We start from the raw sequence: 14,763 nt of genomic DNA on the forward strand, positions 1-14,763 counted from the left end.
AGGATGCACGGCCACCAGCGGGGCCGTCGACCCTTCGAGACGCGCTTCGCGCTCCTCAGGGTGACGGTGAGAGACCGGTTTTGCTTAGTGCAATCCCACCTGGCCGGCTTCCCAGCCCAGCATCGCCTGCTTGCGGGTGATGCCCCAGTGATAGCCGGTCAGCGCACCGCTCTTGCCGAGTGCGCGATGGCAGGGCACCACGAACGACACCGGATTGCGGCCAACCGCGGCGCCGACGGCGCGCGAGGCCTTCGGGTTGCTGATCTTGCTGGCGATGTCGGAATAGCTTACGGCGCGGCCCATCGGGACCTTGAGCAGCGTTTCCCACACCCGCACCTCGAAGTCGGTGCCGATCAGCACGACGCGCAGCGGCTGGTCCGCCCGCCACAGCCGTGTATCGAACACGCGCTGCGCCAGTGCGGTGGTGCCGTCGGTGTCCTCGACAAAGGTCGCGTTCGGCCAGCGGCGCTTCATGTCGGCAAACGCGGTCTGCTCGTCGCCGGGGTCGGCGAAGGCAAGCCCCGCGAGCCCGCGGTCGGTTGCGATCACGATCGCGGTGCCGAACGGCGAGGGGTGGAAGCCGAAGCGCAGCGTCATGCCGCCGCCGCCGGTCTTCCATTCGCCGGGAGACATCGCCTCATGGGTGACGAACAGATCGTGCAACCGTCCCGGTCCCGAGAGACCTGAGTCGAGTGCGGCGTCGAGCACGCTGGCGGAATCGCGCAGCAGGTTCTTGGCGTGGTCCAGCGTCAAAGCCTGCATGAAGGCCTTCGGCGTCAACCCGGCCCAGCGGCGGAACAGATGGTGCAGTTCATCCGGCGTCACGGCGGCGGCATCGGCCATCGCTTCGATGGTCGGCTGCGCGCGCCAGTGCTCCGAGATGAACGCGATGGCGCGCCGTACCGAGTCATAGTCGCGCAGCGCGGCGCTCTGGTGGAAGCCCGGCTTGGCCAGGCGCTGGTCGTGTATGGCGAGTGTCATCATGGTGTCTGATTTAGGAGCCATGGCGCGTCCAAACCACCCGATTTCCGACAAGCATGATCCGGAAAAGTGGGGACCGGTTTTCCGGCAAGATCATGCTTAAAATAAGTATGATCAAGCGATGGGATTGTAAGTCGGGCCGCGTTTCGCGGTGTTCAGTGCGGCCGCCAAGGCTTTGGAAAAGCTGGCCTTTTCGTCCGGACCCAGGAAACTGCCGACGCTGACCCGGCGGCCCCGGGACACCAGATAAAGCCGCTCGATGCCGAACTCCTCGTGCGAGATCTGCTCGAACCGCACCCAGAGCGGGTTGAGCACCCATTCCGCCACATGGCCGCGGTGACTGGTCCGGCGCACCCGCAGTTCCGACGGCGTGACGGTGATCTCTTCGCTCGCCTTGGCGGAGCGGAAATTGACCTTGAACGCCCAGTAGATCACCAGCACGTCGAGGCCGAAGAAACCGAAGATCGGCCAGGCGCCGAGCCACCAGAACACCGCGCCGGCGATGAAGCTGACCAGTGTGACGAACGACATCAGCACGATGAAGCCGGTGCGATTCAGCGAGCGGTGCGGCGTCAGCAGCGCCGAGAACAGTTTCGGCTCCGTGTCGGGCGCATCGACGTCGAGGTCATTGGCCCTGGGGTCTTCGCCCGGATCAAAGTCGTTGCCTGAGGTCATGACGTGTCAGTATATCCCGTTCATGGCCAAAATCATCCGCTCTCAACGCGCCAGCACCTCAAGCGTTCGGTCCGCGCCGAAGAAGAAAGCCGCGAAAGCGGCAAAGCCGCTGCCCAAAAGCGTGGCAAAGAAGGCTGCCAAGAAAACCGCAAAGCCGAAGCCGTGGACGGCGGAGGAAGTCTACGAGGCCTTCGACCGGTTCCGCAAAGCCAATCCCGAGCCGAAGGGCGAGCTCGAGCATCTCAATCCCTACACGCTGCTGGTCGCGGTGGTGCTGTCGGCACAGGCAACCGATGCCGGCGTCAACAAGGCGACGCGGGCGCTGTTTGCGATCGCCGACACGCCGGAGAAGATGCTTGAGCTCGGCGAAGACAAGGTGCGCGACTACATCAAGACCATCGGGCTCTATCGCAACAAGGCCAGGAACGTCATCGCGCTGTCGGAGAAGCTGATCGCCGAATTCGGTGGTGAGGTGCCGCGCACCCGTGCCGAAATCGAATCATTGCCCGGCGCGGGCCGCAAGACTGCGAATGTCGTGCTCAACATGGCGTTCGGCGAACACACGATGGCGGTCGACACCCATGTGTTCCGCGTCGCCAACCGCACCGGTCTCGCGCCCGGCAAGACGCCGCTCGAGGTCGAGCTGGGACTGGAGAAGGTCATCCCGACCGAGTTCATGCTGCACGCCCATCACTGGCTGATCCTGCACGGCCGCTACACCTGCCTCGCGCGCGGTCCGCGTTGCGACGTATGCCTGATCAATGATCTTTGCCGGTGGCCGGAGAAGACCGTCTGAGCCATGATCGTCATGTGATAAGTGACGCGCCCGGCATTCGGCGCGCGTGATTGAGGGGAGTGTGGTGTGGCAGAGCAGGTTCAAGACGGTCCGTCACAAGTCAGCAAGACCGCGCCAGCAGCAGTGACAACACCAGCCAGGCCGCAGCCTGCGGCGAGCGGCTTCTGGAGCCGTTTTACCATCCCGCTGTTCGCGGTGCTGGCCGCGCTTGTATTCGTCGCGGTGGCGACCACGCATTGGGACGCCTGGGTCGGCAGCGCCACCATCCAGACCACCAATGATGCCTATGTGCGCGCCGAGTTGACCCAGCTCAGTAGCCGCGTGTCCGGCGAAGTGCTCACGGTCGCCGTCTCCGATTTCCAGCGCGTCAAGGCCGGCGACCTCCTGGTGCAGATCGATCCTGCCGACTATCAGGCGCAGGTCGCGCAGGCTGAGGCGGGTGTGGTCGGCGCACAGGCCGCGCTCGATAACCTCAACAACCAGGTCGAGCTGCAATACGCGACCATCGCGCAAGCCGAGGCCTCGCGGTTGTCTGCGGAGGCGCAGCAGACCCTGGCACGCCAGGAGCAAGAGCGTCAGCAATCGCTGTCGCAAACCGACGCCGGCACGCGGCAGCGGCTCGAGCAGGCCACCGCATCCTATGCCAAGTCGGATGCCGACGTGCAGGCCAGCCGCGCGGTGATCGCCGCGCAGCGCCATCAGCTCGAGGTCCTGCAAGGCACCAAGAAGCAGCGTGCCGCCGACCTCGACGCCGCCAGGGCGCTGCTGGCATCGGCCAAGCTCAAGCTTGGATATACCAGGATCGCCGCACCGTTCGACGGCGTCACCGGCGAGCGTCAGGTGCAGCCGGGTGATTATGTCAACATCGGCACCAATCTGATCAATGTCGTGCCGCTGCCGAACGTCTATGTGATCGCCAACTACAAGGAAACCCAGCTGACCAACGTCAGACCGGGCCAGCCGGTCGAGGTGACCGTCGATACGTTCTCCGGCCAGACGCTGCGCGGCGTCGTCGAGCGCATCGCGCCGGCGAGCGGCTCGCAATTCGCGCTGCTGCCGCCCGACAACGCCACCGGCAATTTCACCAAGGTGGTGCAGCGCATCCCGGTGCGCATCCAGTTCGACAAGGGCCAGCCGCTGCTCGATCGCCTGCTGCCCGGCATGTCGGTGGTCACGCGGATCAACACCGGCGAGGCGGTCGCCAATGGCGGAAAGTGACGAGCGCGAGCGCGGCCCGGTCTCGCGCGGCGATGTCGCGCGCTATCCGCTGTTTGCCGTTATCGCCGTGCTGCTCGGCGCGTTCCTGGCGAATTTCGACAGCCGCCTGACCTCGGTCGGCCTGCCCGACCTGCGGGGCGCGTTCTCGCTCACCTTCGACGAGGGCGCCTGGCTCTCGACCGCTGCGATCGGCTCGCAGATCTTCATCGCGCCCGCGGTGGCCTGGCTGGCCACCGCGTTCGGCCTGCGGCGCGTGCTCGGAATTCCGAGCCTGGTCTATGCCGTGGTCTCGCTGACCATCCCGCTCGTGCACGACTACACGACGCTGATCGCGCTCAGCGTCGCCCACGGCATGCTGCTCGGCACCTTCGTGCCGGCGACGCTGATGATCATCCTGCGCAACCTGCCGATCCGCTGGTGGCTGCCGGCGATCGCGATGTATTCGATCCGCGTCGGCTTCGCGCTGGATTCGTCGAGCTCCCTGGTCGGCTTCTATGTCGAGCATCTCGGCTGGCCGTGGCTGTACTGGCAGGGCGCGGTGATCGCGCCGCTGATGGGGTTGATGGTGTATCTCGGCACGCCGAATGAGCCGGTCAATCGCGACCTGCTGCACCATGCCGATTGGGGCGGCATGCTGTTGCTCGGCGCCGGCCTGGCGATGGTCTATGCCGGGCTCGATCAGGGCAATCGGCTGGACTGGTTGTCGTCGGGCACCGTGATGGCGCTGCTGATCGGCGGCGGGCTCCTGATCATCGCCTTCATGATCAACGAGACGGTCGCGCGCCGGCCGTGGGCGCATTTCAACGTGCTGTTCTCGCGCAATATCGGGCTCTCGCTGATCGTCATCCTGCTGTACACGCTGACCAGCCTGTCGAACTCGTCGCTGGTGCCGAATTTCCTCGGCACCATCGGCGCGCTGCGGCCGGAGCAGTCGGGCGTGCTGCTGTTCACCTACGGCGCGCTGCCGATGTTCGTGCTGGTGCCGATCTCGATTGTCCTGTTGCGTCACCTCGATCCGCGCATCGTCGTGGTGCTCGGATTCTCGGCATTCGCAGCGGCCAATCTCTGGGGCACGCAGCTGAGCCATGTCTGGGCGCGCGAGGACTTCGTCGGCATCGTCCTGCTCACGTCGGTCGGGCAGGCGTTCACGCTGCTGCCGATCATCATCATGGCGCTGTCCAATTCCGATCCGTCGCGGGCGACGGCGTTCGCGGCCTATATCCAGATCATGCGGCTCGGCGGCGCCGAGATCGGCATCGCCCTGATGGGGACCTGGCTGCGCGTTCGCGAGCAGATCCATTCGAACTATCTCGGACAGCACGTCCAGAGCGGCGATGTCGACGTCGTGAACCTGCTGAAGCGGTTGGCGGGTGAATTTTCCGGCCACGGCATCGGGGCGGCGACGGGACGCGCCATCGGCACGCTCGCGGCGCTGGTGCAGCGCGAGGCCAACACGCTCGCCTACATTGACGGCTTCTGGCTTTGTTTCTGGATCGCGATCCTGGCGCTGTTCCTGGTCGCCCTGATCACGCGCGCGCCGCAGGGTCCGCTGTCGCCGGTGCCGCTTGGCTTCGTGAAGAACGTGCTGCGCAGGTTGGGCGCCGCCGCTTCCTGACTTGCGAACGGCGCGGATATCGCCGGGGCTTGCCGCTGCCGGGTCAATTTATAGTGAATGCGGCGCCCCAGCTATCTCGTGGGTGTCTGAAATATTTTGCACGTCGCGTGGTTCCACAAGTGGGGGAACGGGAGCCACGATGATCGAGACCAAGCAGACGGCCGCGCTTGTTTCCATGGCGACGGCGGTTCCACCGCATCTATTCCATCAGGGACAAATCCTGCAGGTCGCGCGCGACCTTCTCGCCGACCGCTATCCGGAGTTCGAGACGCTCTCCAGCCTGTTCGCCAACACCGGCATCCAGCATCGCTACGGCGTGAAGCCGATCGACTGGTATCTCGAACGGCGCGGCTGGCCGGAGCGAACGCAGGCCTTCCTGGAAGGCGCGGAGGCGCTGTTCGTCGATGTCGCCCGCAAGGCGATCGCCCGTGCCGACCTGACCGGCAGCGACATCGATATCGTGGTCACGGTGTGCTCGACGGGCATCGCCACGCCGACGCTGGAGGCGCGCGTCGCGGGCCAACTCGGCCTGCGGACCGATGTGTCGCGCGTGCCGGTGTTCGGCCTCGGCTGCGCGGGCGGCGTGTCGGGCCTGTCGATCGCGGCGCGGCTGGCGCAGGCGCAGCCAGGCGCGAATGTGCTGCTGGTTGCGCTCGAGCTCTGCACGCTCGCGGTCCGCCACGACGAGCTCACCAAGGCGAATATCGTCGCGGCTAGCCTGTTCGGCGACGGCGCCGCTGCGATCGTGCTGCGCGCCGGCGACGGCGGTGCGACGCGGATCGAGGCGGCCGGCGAAAAGCTGTGGCCGGATACGCTCGGCATCATGGGCTGGACGGTCGATCCGGAAGGCTTCGGCGTCGTCTTTCAGCGCACCATTCCGGATTTCGTTCGCGACCATGTCGGACCGGCCGTTGCCGAGATTCTGGCTCGGATGGAGCTGACGGCCGATGACATCGATCGCTTCCTCTGCCATCCCGGCGGCTCCAAGGTCATCGCCGCCTTGGAGCGGGCGCTCGCGCTCGATCAAGGCACGCTCGATCACGAACGCGACGTCATTGCTGCCTGCGGCAACATGTCGGCCCCGACGGTTCTCTTCGTCCTCGAACGCGCCCGTGCCAAGGGCTTGCCGCCGCGCTCGCTGCTCACGGCGCTCGGGCCCGGCTTCACGCTCAGCTGCGTTGCGCTCGGGCACGCGGCATGAGCCTCGCCTCGCTCATCCTTGCGCTGGTCACCTTGCAGCGTCTCGGCGAGCTCGTGCTGTCCCGTCGCAACACGGAGCGGCTGCTGGCGCGAGGCGCGATCGAGGTCGGCGCCGGTCATTACCCGCTCATTGTGCTGGTTCACGCCGGCTGGCTGACCGCGCTGTGGATCTGGGGCCGTAACCAGGATGTCAGCCTGGCCGCGCTCGCGGCCTTTCTCCTGCTGCAAGGCTTGCGGCTGTGGATCCTCGCGGCGCTCGGACCGCGATGGACCACGCGGATCATCGTCTTGCCGGGCGCGCCGCTGGTCGCATCCGGGCCGTACCGACATTTTCCACATCCAAACTATGCCGTCGTCGTCGGTGAAATCGCGCTGCTTCCGCTCGCCCTGCATCTGCCGGTGCTGGCGCTGATTTTCACCTTGCTCAATCTCGCGGTGCTTGCGATCCGGATTCGCACCGAGAGCCGCGCGCTCTCGGTTGCGGACTGGCCGCGCGTCAGCACGCCATGAGCGACCGGGCGGAGCATCGCACCGACAGCCCGTCGGCGGCGACCTGGGCCGGCTTTCTCCTGATGTGCCTCGGCATGTTCATGGCGATCCTCGACATCCAGGTCGTCGCAACCTCGCTGCCGACGATCCAGCGCGCGCTGGCTATCTCGCCTTCAGCGATGAGCTGGATCCAGACCGCCTATCTGATCGCGGAGGTGATCGCGATCCCGTTGACCGGATTGTTCACCCATGCGTTGTCATTGCGATGGCTGTTCGCGATCGCCGTGAGTCTGTTCACCGTCGCCTCGGTCGGCTGCGCCTTCAGTGGCGGATTTGCCGTGCTGCTGGTCTTTCGCGTGCTGCAGGGATTTTCCGGTGGCGTCCTGATCCCAGCGGTGTTCTCCGCCGTGTTCACGCTGTTTCCGGCGCGCCTTCATCCGGTGGCGACCACGATCGGCGGCGTCGTCGCGGTGCTTGCGCCGACCGTTGGACCGGTCGTCGGCGGCTGGATCACGCAGACCTGGTCGTGGCCTTGGCTGTTCCTGATCAACCTGGTTCCGGGAACGATCGCGGCCACGGTCACGCCGTTGCTGCTGCCGAAGGAGGGCGCGAATCTCCGCGCCTTCGCCAGGCTAGACGCATGGTCGCTGGTCCTGCTTTCAGCGGCGCTCGCGAGCCTCATGATCGGTTTGAAGGAAGCGCCGCAGCGCGGCTGGGGCTCGATGCCCTGCCTGAGCCTGCTGATCGGAAGCATGGCCGGGATCACCCTGCTGATCCGGCGCACGCTCCGCGCGGCGCACCCGATCGCGCGATTGACCCTGTTCAGGCGGCGTTCGTTCGCGATCGGTTGCGCCCTGAGCTTCTGCCTCGGCACCGGCCTGTATGGATCGACCTATCTGATGCCGGTGTTCCTCGGCTTCGTCCGCCGCCATGATGCCTTCGAGATCGGCACCATCATGCTGGTCACGGGGGTTGCGCAGCTGATCGCAGCACCTATGGCGGCAATTCTCGAAAGCCGCGTCGGCGCGCTCCTGTTGACTGCTACAGGCTTCGCCTTGTTCGCGCTCGGTCTCGGCTTGAGTGCATTTCAGCCGCGCATCGCGGATTTCGGCGAGATGTTCTGGCCGCAGATCATGCGCGGTGTCGCGATCATGTTCTGTTTGCTGCCGCCGACACGCATTGCGCTCGGCACCCTGCCGGAGGCGGAGGTTGCCGACGCCAGTGGATTGTTCAACCTGATGCGCAATCTGGGGGGCGCGATCGGGATCGCCTTGATCGATACGATCCTCTATGGCCGAAGCCCAATTTATGGTGAGGATTTTCGTGCACGCCTGCTGGCAGGTGATCTCAACGCCGCACAGGCGATCGGCCTCGATCCAATGTTGCTGATCAACCGCCCGCCGGGGCCGCCGGATGACGCGACGGTGGCGTTTATCCGGCCGCTGGTCGAGCGGGCGTCGCTCGCCCTCAGCGTCAACGAGGCATGGGCGATGCTCGCCTGCGTCGCGATCGTCGGGCTTCTGCTGGTGTTATTGGCGCGCGATCGGACGCCGGCATCGGTGCAGGTGCCCCCAGATAGAGCTTAGACGGATCGGACGTTGCTTCGCCGCGCCGGCTCGATCAGCTCGCGGCGCGGGCCTGACAGCCGCTTGTACATGTGCACCATGAAGGCCATCCCGAACAGCGGCGTCGCCAGATTGACGATCGGGATCGAGACGAAGGCGGCGATGAACAGGCCGGCGGTGAACACGGTTGCCGCATTCTCCTTGCGCATCGCTTTGGCATCCTCTGGCGAACGGAAGCGCATCGCGGCGAGCTCGAAATATTCGCGGCCGAGCAGCCAGGCGGTCGCGATGAAGAAGATGATGAAGCCCGCACCCGCGAACAGCACGAACGGCAGCGCGACGAGGTAGACCAGGATCGTCAGCAGCGCCGTCTTGACGCCCTCGATGGTCGCGAGCGTGACCGGCAGCGCCGTGCCGGGATGGTCGGCCGGATAGTGCTCGCGCTCGACATGGTCGGCGACGTCGTCGACAAACAGGCTCGCCACCAGCGAGGTGATCGCGGGCATCAGGAAGATGCCGCCGAGCACGACGCCGAGGCCTGCCGAGATCGAGATGACCCAGGACAGCACGTGCAGGGTGGAATGGAAGTTGGGGCCGAGCATGCCTTCGGCCCAGACCTCGCCGGTGTCGGCAAACCAGCCCAGCAGCCGCTGCAATCCGATCGCCAGCACGGTGATCAGCACCAGTGCAAGCCCGATCGAACGCCACAGGATCGTGCGCATCGGCGGCGACAGGATTTGCGAAAGCGCCTTAACGGCGGCGTCGAACATGACCGGGGTACCTCTGCAAAATGACGTGCGAGAGGTAGCCACCCAATATGGCTTCGGCAAGTGCCGCTTGTGTCGCGGTCACAGCGTTTTTCGAGCGAAGTCCGCCCGCATTTGATCCGGGGTCGACGCCGCTTCGCGTCGAGAAACGCTTCAGGCGTCGAGCGGCTTGCCGCGGACGTTGGGTCCCCAGACACCGATCGTAATGATGACGATGACCATCGCCGCGGTGATCAGGCCGAACACCCCGCTGACGCCGGCCTCCTTCAACATGAACGCCACGATGAAGCCGGAGAAGGTCGCGCTGAGCCGGCTCATCGAATAGACGAGGCCCGCCGCGCGGGCCCGGATCGCGGTCGGGAACACTTCGGTCTGGTAGGCATGATAGGCGTAGGACAGCGTCATGTTGGCCCCGGTCACCAGCACGCCGCTGGCGATCAACAGCACCGGCTCGGTGAGCTGCGCGAAGGCGAGGCCGAACACCGAGATCGCGGCGGCCGCGCCGCAGATGATCCATTTGCGCTCGAAGCGGTCGGCGAAGGTCGCGGCCAGCATCGGCGCCAGCGGATAGGCGAAGGCGATGATGAAGGAATATTGCAGGCTCTTGGTGACGTTGATGCCCTTCTGGACCAGGAGCGCCGGAACCCAGTTGGAGAAGCCGTAGACGCCGAACGCCTGGCACAGATTGAAGATCATGAAGAGCACGACGAGCGAGGCGAAGGGCGGCCGAAACAGATCGGCATAGCCGGTTTCGACCGCCGGACGTGCCGGCGCCATTGCGGCTTTAACGGCAGGGCGCGGCGCGGCCGTCGGCGATGAAGCCTCGAGGCTCCGCATGATTGTCTCGGCCTCGGCAAGGCGGCCATGCCGGGCCAGCCAGAGCGGGCTTTCCGGCACGTAGAGCCGCAGCACCCAGATGATCATGCTGGCGGCGGCGCCGATCAGCACCACCCAGCGCCAGCCATCGATGCCGTAAGGCGAGAGCGGCACCAGCCACCATGACAGCGCGGCGACGATCGGCACCGCCGACAGCATCACCGCCTGGTTGATCGCAAAGGCACGGCCGCGCATCCAGCTCGGCACCAGCTCGGTGATGTAGGCGTCGATGGTGATGACCTCGATGCCGATCCCGATTCCGGCGATGAAGCGCCACAGCAGCACGCCGCCAGGTGTGGTCTGGCACGCCATGATCACCGAAGCTGTGCTGTAGAACAGCAGCGAATAAGTGAAGACGGCCTTGCGCCCGAAGCGATCGGCGAGGAAGCCGAGGCAGAAGGTGCCGATGAACAGGCCGGCGAAGGTCGCCGCGACGAAGGCGCCGATCCCGGAGAACCCGAAGAAGGCCTGCGTCGTCGTGGTCATCAGCCCGCTGCGGGCGAGGCCCGGCGCGATATAGCCGGTGAAGAACAGGTCGTAGATCTCGAAGCAGCCGCCGAGCGAAAGCAGGATCACCAGCCGCCAGACATAGCCGGAGGTCGGCAGCGCCTCGAGGCGCCGCGAGATCTGGTCCGGCCCGCTTGTCGTGTTGGCAAGATCGGCAACCGAGCCGAGTTCGACGGCGCTCATGATGGTCCTCCCCGAATGCTCCAGCGGCCGCCTTTCTTGCGAAGGCGTGCCGGTTGCGCATGTTTGGCAGCCGGGTGCCAGAAATCCAGACGAACATATCGAAGAGATCGTTCGATATTTTCGATAGCGGTGTTTCTGCTTGAAAGCGCTTTTAGATCAGCAGCGTCGCCTCCCACGCGCCGCGCCCGACCTGTTCGGCGATCAGGGAGCGGATCAGCCGGCACATCTCCTCCATCGCATAGGTCATCGGCCGGTTGCGCAAGCGGCAGAGATAGAGCGTGCGGCTCAGCCTGGGTTCGATCACCTCGTGTGCGACCAGCAATCGCGCTTTCAAGGGCTCGCTGACGAAGTGCGTCGTCGCGATCGTGCAGCCGAGACCCGCGGTCAAGGCGCCGATCATGCCGCTGGTCGAATTGAGGTGCAGGATGGCATTGGCCTCCAGCCGCTTCAGCGGCACGGGGTCGTCCAGCAAAGCGCGGGCCGACAGCCCGTGCCGCAGCAGGATCAGCGGCAGCTGGGCCAACTGCTCGAATGTGATCGCGCCCTTCTTGCCGATCAGCTTTTCGGTGCCGACGCAGAACATCTGCTCCTCCAGCACCGGCTCGGCGATCAGATCCTTTTCCGACGGCGGATTGTAGACCAGCGCGAGGTCGACATCGGAGCTCATCAGATGCAGCAGCGTCGCGCCGGAGAGACTTTCGGTCAGCGACAGTTTCAGGTTGGGATATTTCGCCAGCACGGTCCGCATCAGCGGCACGCCGATCGCCTTCATGCCGGAATTGGCCATGCCGATTGAGATCTCGCCGGCAATGGCGCTGCCGCCTTCCTTGATCTCGCGCTCGGCCGCCGCCATCGCGCGCAGGATGATGCGGGCATGCTCATAAAGCCGCTCGCCCGCCGCGGTCGGTTCCATGCCGCGCGGCTTGCGCTCGAACAGCGGCGTGGCGAATTCCGCCTCGAGATTGGCGATGTGGTGGCTGAGCGCCGATTGCGCGACATTGGCCTGATCCGCCGCCCGTGACAGGTTGCGTTGTTCGTAAACCGCGATGAAATAGCGAAGCTGGCGCGAATCCATGGGGGTTCTGCGTTCTAGAACGACGAATGCACTATTCGACAGATTATATTTTTCAGATAGCGTGCGGAAGCCTAACCTGCGCCGATCAGTCAAAACGAGCGCAACGAGCACGGAGAAACCGATGACCGGGAGCGGACTGCCGCTGGAAGGCGTGAGGGTCGTCGAGATGACCCACATGGTAATGGGTCCGACCTGCGGGATGATCCTGGCGCAACTCGGCGCCGAGGTGATCAAGGTCGAGCCTCCCGCCGGCGACAAGACCCGATCGCTCGGCGGCATGGGCGTGTCGTTCTTCCCGCTGTTCAATCGCGGCAAGCGCAGCGTCGTGCTCGATCTCGCCAACGCCGAGGACCGCGACACGATGCACCGGCTGCTCGCCGGCGCCGACGTGTTCCTGGAGAATTTTCGTGACGGCCAGCTCGACAAGCAGGGACTTGGGCCTGAAGAGCTGCGCGCGAAATATCCGCATCTGATCATCGCCGGCCACAAGGGCTTTCTCTCCGGGCCCTACGATCATCGCCCGGCGCTCGACGAGGTCGTGCAGATGATGTCGGGCCTCGCCGCGATGACCGGCACCCGCGACAAGCCGCAGCGCATCGGATCTTCCGCCAACGACATCATGGGCGGCATGTTCGGCGTGATCTCGATCCTCGCCGCGCTCTATCAGAAGCGGGGCGGCAACGGGAACGGCGCCGACATCCGCATCGGCCTGTTCGAGAACTGCCTGTTCCTGGTTGCCCAGCACATGGTCGAGTACGAGATGACCGGGCGCAAGCCGCGCTCAATGCCGGAGCGCGAGCATGCCTGGCCGATCTACGACATCTTCGATGCCGCCGGCGGCGATCGCATCTTCATCGGCGTCGTCACCGAAGGCCATTGGCAGAGCTTCTGCCGCGAGTTTGGTCTGACGGAATTCGCCGACGATCCGACGCTGCGCTCCACCACGGACCGCATCATGGCGCGCGACCGGATCATTCCACGGGTCGCCGAGGTGATCAAAGGCTGGAACGTGGCCGACCTCTCGGCGAGGCTCGACGCGCTCAACATCTGCTTCTCGCCGATCAACCGGCCGGAGGATCTGCTCAGGGATCCGCATGTGCTGCGGCCCGGCGGGCTCGTCAACAATGTCAACGCCGACGGCAAGCCGTTCCGGGTTCCGGCGCTGCCGGTCGAATGGAACGGCAGCAACATCGGCGAAGGCCTGAAAGTGCCGGCGCTTGGCGCCGATACCGATGCGGTCCGCGCCGAGCTTGCACAACAGAAGATTTCATCAACCGGAAACGCTGCGTGAGGCTGACATGACCCGCGTCCACGATATCTATCCCAACGACAAGGTGAGCCTGCGCGAGGTCGGTCTGCGCGACGGCCTGCAGCTCGTGAAGACGTTCCCGTCGACCGCCGCGAAGCAGCGCTGGCTGCGCGACGAATATGCCGCCGGCGTCCGGCATTTCGAGGTCGGCTCCTTCCTGCCGGCCAAGTCCTTTCCGCAATTCGTCGATGTCCGCGATGTCATCGCGACGATCGCCGCGCTGCCCGGCGCGCACGGCGTCGCGCTGGCGCTGAACGAGCGCGGCGTCAACGAGGCGCTGGCCTCCGGTGTCGCCGAGATCGCCTCGGTGGTGTCGGCGACCGAGGAACACAGCCAGGCCAATGCCAACCGCTCGCGCGAGTCCGCGATCGAGAATATCAAGCGTCTCTGCGAGCTGCGCGACGCCAGCGCGCACGAGCCGCTGGTCAATGCCGCGATCTCGATGGGGCTGGGCTGCTCGATCGTGGGTGCGGTCGACCCGAAGGAGGTGCTGCGCCTCACCGAGAAGCTCTATGAGGTCGGCGTCGACATGGTCGCGATTGCCGATACCGTCGGCTATGCCGGACCGAAGCAGGTCGGCGAGCTGACGCGCGGCGCGGTGAAGATCGCAGGCGCGAAGCCCGTCTGCGTCCATCTGCACGACACCCGCGGCATGGGCATCGCCAACGCCTCCGCCGCGCTCGATGAGGGCGCCCGCGTGCTCGACGGGTCGCTCGGCGGCCTCGGCGGCTGCCCGTTCGCGCCGGGCGCGACCGGCAATGTCGTGTTCGAGGACCTCGTGTTCCTGTGCGAGAGCAAGGGATTTCCGACCGGCGTCGATCTCGACCGGCTGGTCGAGGTGCGCGCGATCCTGAAAGCCGAGATGCCGAACGAACAGCTCTATGGCGGCCTCGCCCGCGCCGGCTTGCCGCGCGGCACCAAGGCGAGGGCGGCGTAGCGAATTGTTCGCGTAGCCCGGATGCAGCGAAGCGAAATCCGGAGTCTTGCGTCCGCGGGTGGACCGTCCCGGATTGCGCTGCGCTGCATCCGGGCTACGAGGTCTCAATCATGCCGATGCCCCCGCTTGCGCGGCTTCTTGTCCGCCGCGGTCGGAATCATCACGACGCGGCCGTAACGAACCCCGCGCTCGGCGATGATGTGATCGGCGAGATGGCGGACCTCGCCGCTCGGGCCCTTCAGCGCGGTCACCTCCATGCAGCTGTCGTCGTCGAGATGGACATGCAGCGTCGCCAGCGACAGGTCGTGATGGCCGTGGAAATTCTGCACCAGCCGCTTCGACAAATCGCGCGCGGCGTGATCGTAAACATAGACCAGTGCCGCGACGCATTGCCCTGACGGCGCGTCCTCCGCGCTCTGTTGCAGGCCGGCGCGCGCGAGATCGCGGATGATCTCGGAGCGGTTCTGATAGCCCCGCGCCTCGGCGGCGGCGTCGATCTCCGCGAGCAGATCATCCTCGATGGTGATGGTGATGCGTTGCATGGACTGTCCGTGTTGGCTCGAATGCCTG

Annotated in this window: 14 protein-coding genes; 8 read left to right on the forward strand and 6 right to left on the reverse strand. The window is 65.5% G+C overall.

The window, feature by feature from the left end:
- Nucleotides 1–84: 84 nt before the first annotated feature.
- Together AAFG13_RS26890 and AAFG13_RS26895 are read right to left on the reverse strand one after the other, a co-directional pair.
- Nucleotides 85–984 (reverse strand): bifunctional helix-turn-helix domain-containing protein/methylated-DNA--[protein]-cysteine S-methyltransferase, encoded by a 900-nt coding sequence (locus AAFG13_RS26890; RefSeq protein ID WP_212312991.1) that lies wholly within the window; start codon nucleotides 982–984, stop codon nucleotides 85–87.
- 111 nt (nucleotides 985–1,095) lie between these two features.
- The gene (locus tag AAFG13_RS26895) at nucleotides 1,096–1,656 is read right to left on the reverse strand and encodes a DUF2244 domain-containing protein (RefSeq protein WP_342708714.1); all 561 of its coding nucleotides are present in this window, start codon (nucleotides 1,654–1,656) and stop codon (nucleotides 1,096–1,098) included.
- Nucleotides 1,657–1,678: 22 nt separating this feature from the next.
- Here AAFG13_RS26895 and nth point away from each other — a divergent pair, with 22 nt between their 5' ends.
- The 6 genes from nth (at nucleotide 1,679) to AAFG13_RS26925 (ending at nucleotide 8,560) form a co-directional block, all read left to right on the forward strand.
- Nucleotides 1,679–2,452, forward strand: coding sequence for an endonuclease III (gene nth / locus AAFG13_RS26900; RefSeq protein ID WP_212312685.1), 774 nt, complete (start codon nucleotides 1,679–1,681; stop codon nucleotides 2,450–2,452).
- A 123-nt stretch (nucleotides 2,453–2,575) separates the two neighbouring features.
- On the forward strand, nucleotides 2,576–3,670 hold the full coding sequence (locus tag AAFG13_RS26905; RefSeq protein ID WP_212312982.1) for an HlyD family secretion protein: 1,095 nt from the start codon (nucleotides 2,576–2,578) through the stop codon (nucleotides 3,668–3,670).
- Nucleotides 3,657–5,285 carry an MFS transporter gene (locus AAFG13_RS26910; RefSeq protein ID WP_342708715.1) on the forward strand — a complete coding sequence of 543 codons (1,629 nt, stop codon included), beginning with the start codon at nucleotides 3,657–3,659 and terminating at the stop codon, nucleotides 5,283–5,285. The genes AAFG13_RS26905 and AAFG13_RS26910 overlap by 14 nt, the downstream gene beginning before the upstream one ends.
- Before the next feature lie 139 nt (nucleotides 5,286–5,424).
- A complete protein-coding gene (locus AAFG13_RS26915) occupies nucleotides 5,425–6,486 on the forward strand; it encodes a type III polyketide synthase (protein WP_342708716.1) in 1,062 nt (353 codons plus the stop codon).
- Entirely contained in the window at nucleotides 6,483–6,995 is a 513-nt protein-coding gene (locus AAFG13_RS26920; RefSeq protein ID WP_212312679.1) for an isoprenylcysteine carboxylmethyltransferase family protein, read from the forward strand. The genes AAFG13_RS26915 and AAFG13_RS26920 overlap by 4 nt, the downstream gene beginning before the upstream one ends.
- A gap of 62 nt (nucleotides 6,996–7,057) precedes the next feature.
- Complete coding sequence (locus AAFG13_RS26925; protein WP_342713401.1) at nucleotides 7,058–8,560, forward strand: DHA2 family efflux MFS transporter permease subunit; 1,503 nt, start codon at nucleotides 7,058–7,060, stop codon at nucleotides 8,558–8,560.
- Here AAFG13_RS26925 and AAFG13_RS26930 read toward each other — a convergent pair.
- From AAFG13_RS26930 to AAFG13_RS26940, 3 genes are all read right to left on the reverse strand, one after another.
- Nucleotides 8,557–9,309 (reverse strand): sulfate transporter family protein, encoded by a 753-nt coding sequence (locus AAFG13_RS26930; RefSeq protein WP_342708717.1) that lies wholly within the window; start codon nucleotides 9,307–9,309, stop codon nucleotides 8,557–8,559. The two genes, AAFG13_RS26925 and AAFG13_RS26930, sit on opposite strands and share 4 nt — an antisense overlap.
- Before the next feature lie 150 nt (nucleotides 9,310–9,459).
- Nucleotides 9,460–10,872, reverse strand: coding sequence for an MFS transporter (locus AAFG13_RS26935; protein WP_342708718.1), 1,413 nt, complete (start codon nucleotides 10,870–10,872; stop codon nucleotides 9,460–9,462).
- A 151-nt stretch (nucleotides 10,873–11,023) separates the two neighbouring features.
- On the reverse strand, nucleotides 11,024–11,947 hold the full coding sequence (locus AAFG13_RS26940; protein ID WP_342708719.1) for a LysR family transcriptional regulator: 924 nt from the start codon (nucleotides 11,945–11,947) through the stop codon (nucleotides 11,024–11,026).
- A 121-nt stretch (nucleotides 11,948–12,068) separates the two neighbouring features.
- On the opposite strand from AAFG13_RS26940, the gene AAFG13_RS26945 reads away from it, so the two are divergent.
- A complete protein-coding gene (locus tag AAFG13_RS26945; protein WP_342708720.1) occupies nucleotides 12,069–13,238 on the forward strand; it encodes a CoA transferase in 1,170 nt (389 codons plus the stop codon).
- Nucleotides 13,239–13,245: 7 nt separating this feature from the next.
- Nucleotides 13,246–14,193 carry a hydroxymethylglutaryl-CoA lyase gene (locus tag AAFG13_RS26950; protein ID WP_342708721.1) on the forward strand — a complete coding sequence of 316 codons (948 nt, stop codon included), beginning with the start codon at nucleotides 13,246–13,248 and terminating at the stop codon, nucleotides 14,191–14,193.
- 104 nt (nucleotides 14,194–14,297) lie between these two features.
- Here AAFG13_RS26950 and nikR read toward each other — a convergent pair whose 3' ends face one another.
- Entirely contained in the window at nucleotides 14,298–14,735 is a 438-nt protein-coding gene (nikR, locus tag AAFG13_RS26955; protein ID WP_092120903.1) for a nickel-responsive transcriptional regulator NikR, read from the reverse strand.
- Between the last annotated feature and the right edge of the window lie 28 nt (nucleotides 14,736–14,763).

The organism is Bradyrhizobium sp. B124, from assembly GCF_038967635.1.
Lineage (GTDB): Bacteria > Pseudomonadota > Alphaproteobacteria > Rhizobiales > Xanthobacteraceae > Bradyrhizobium.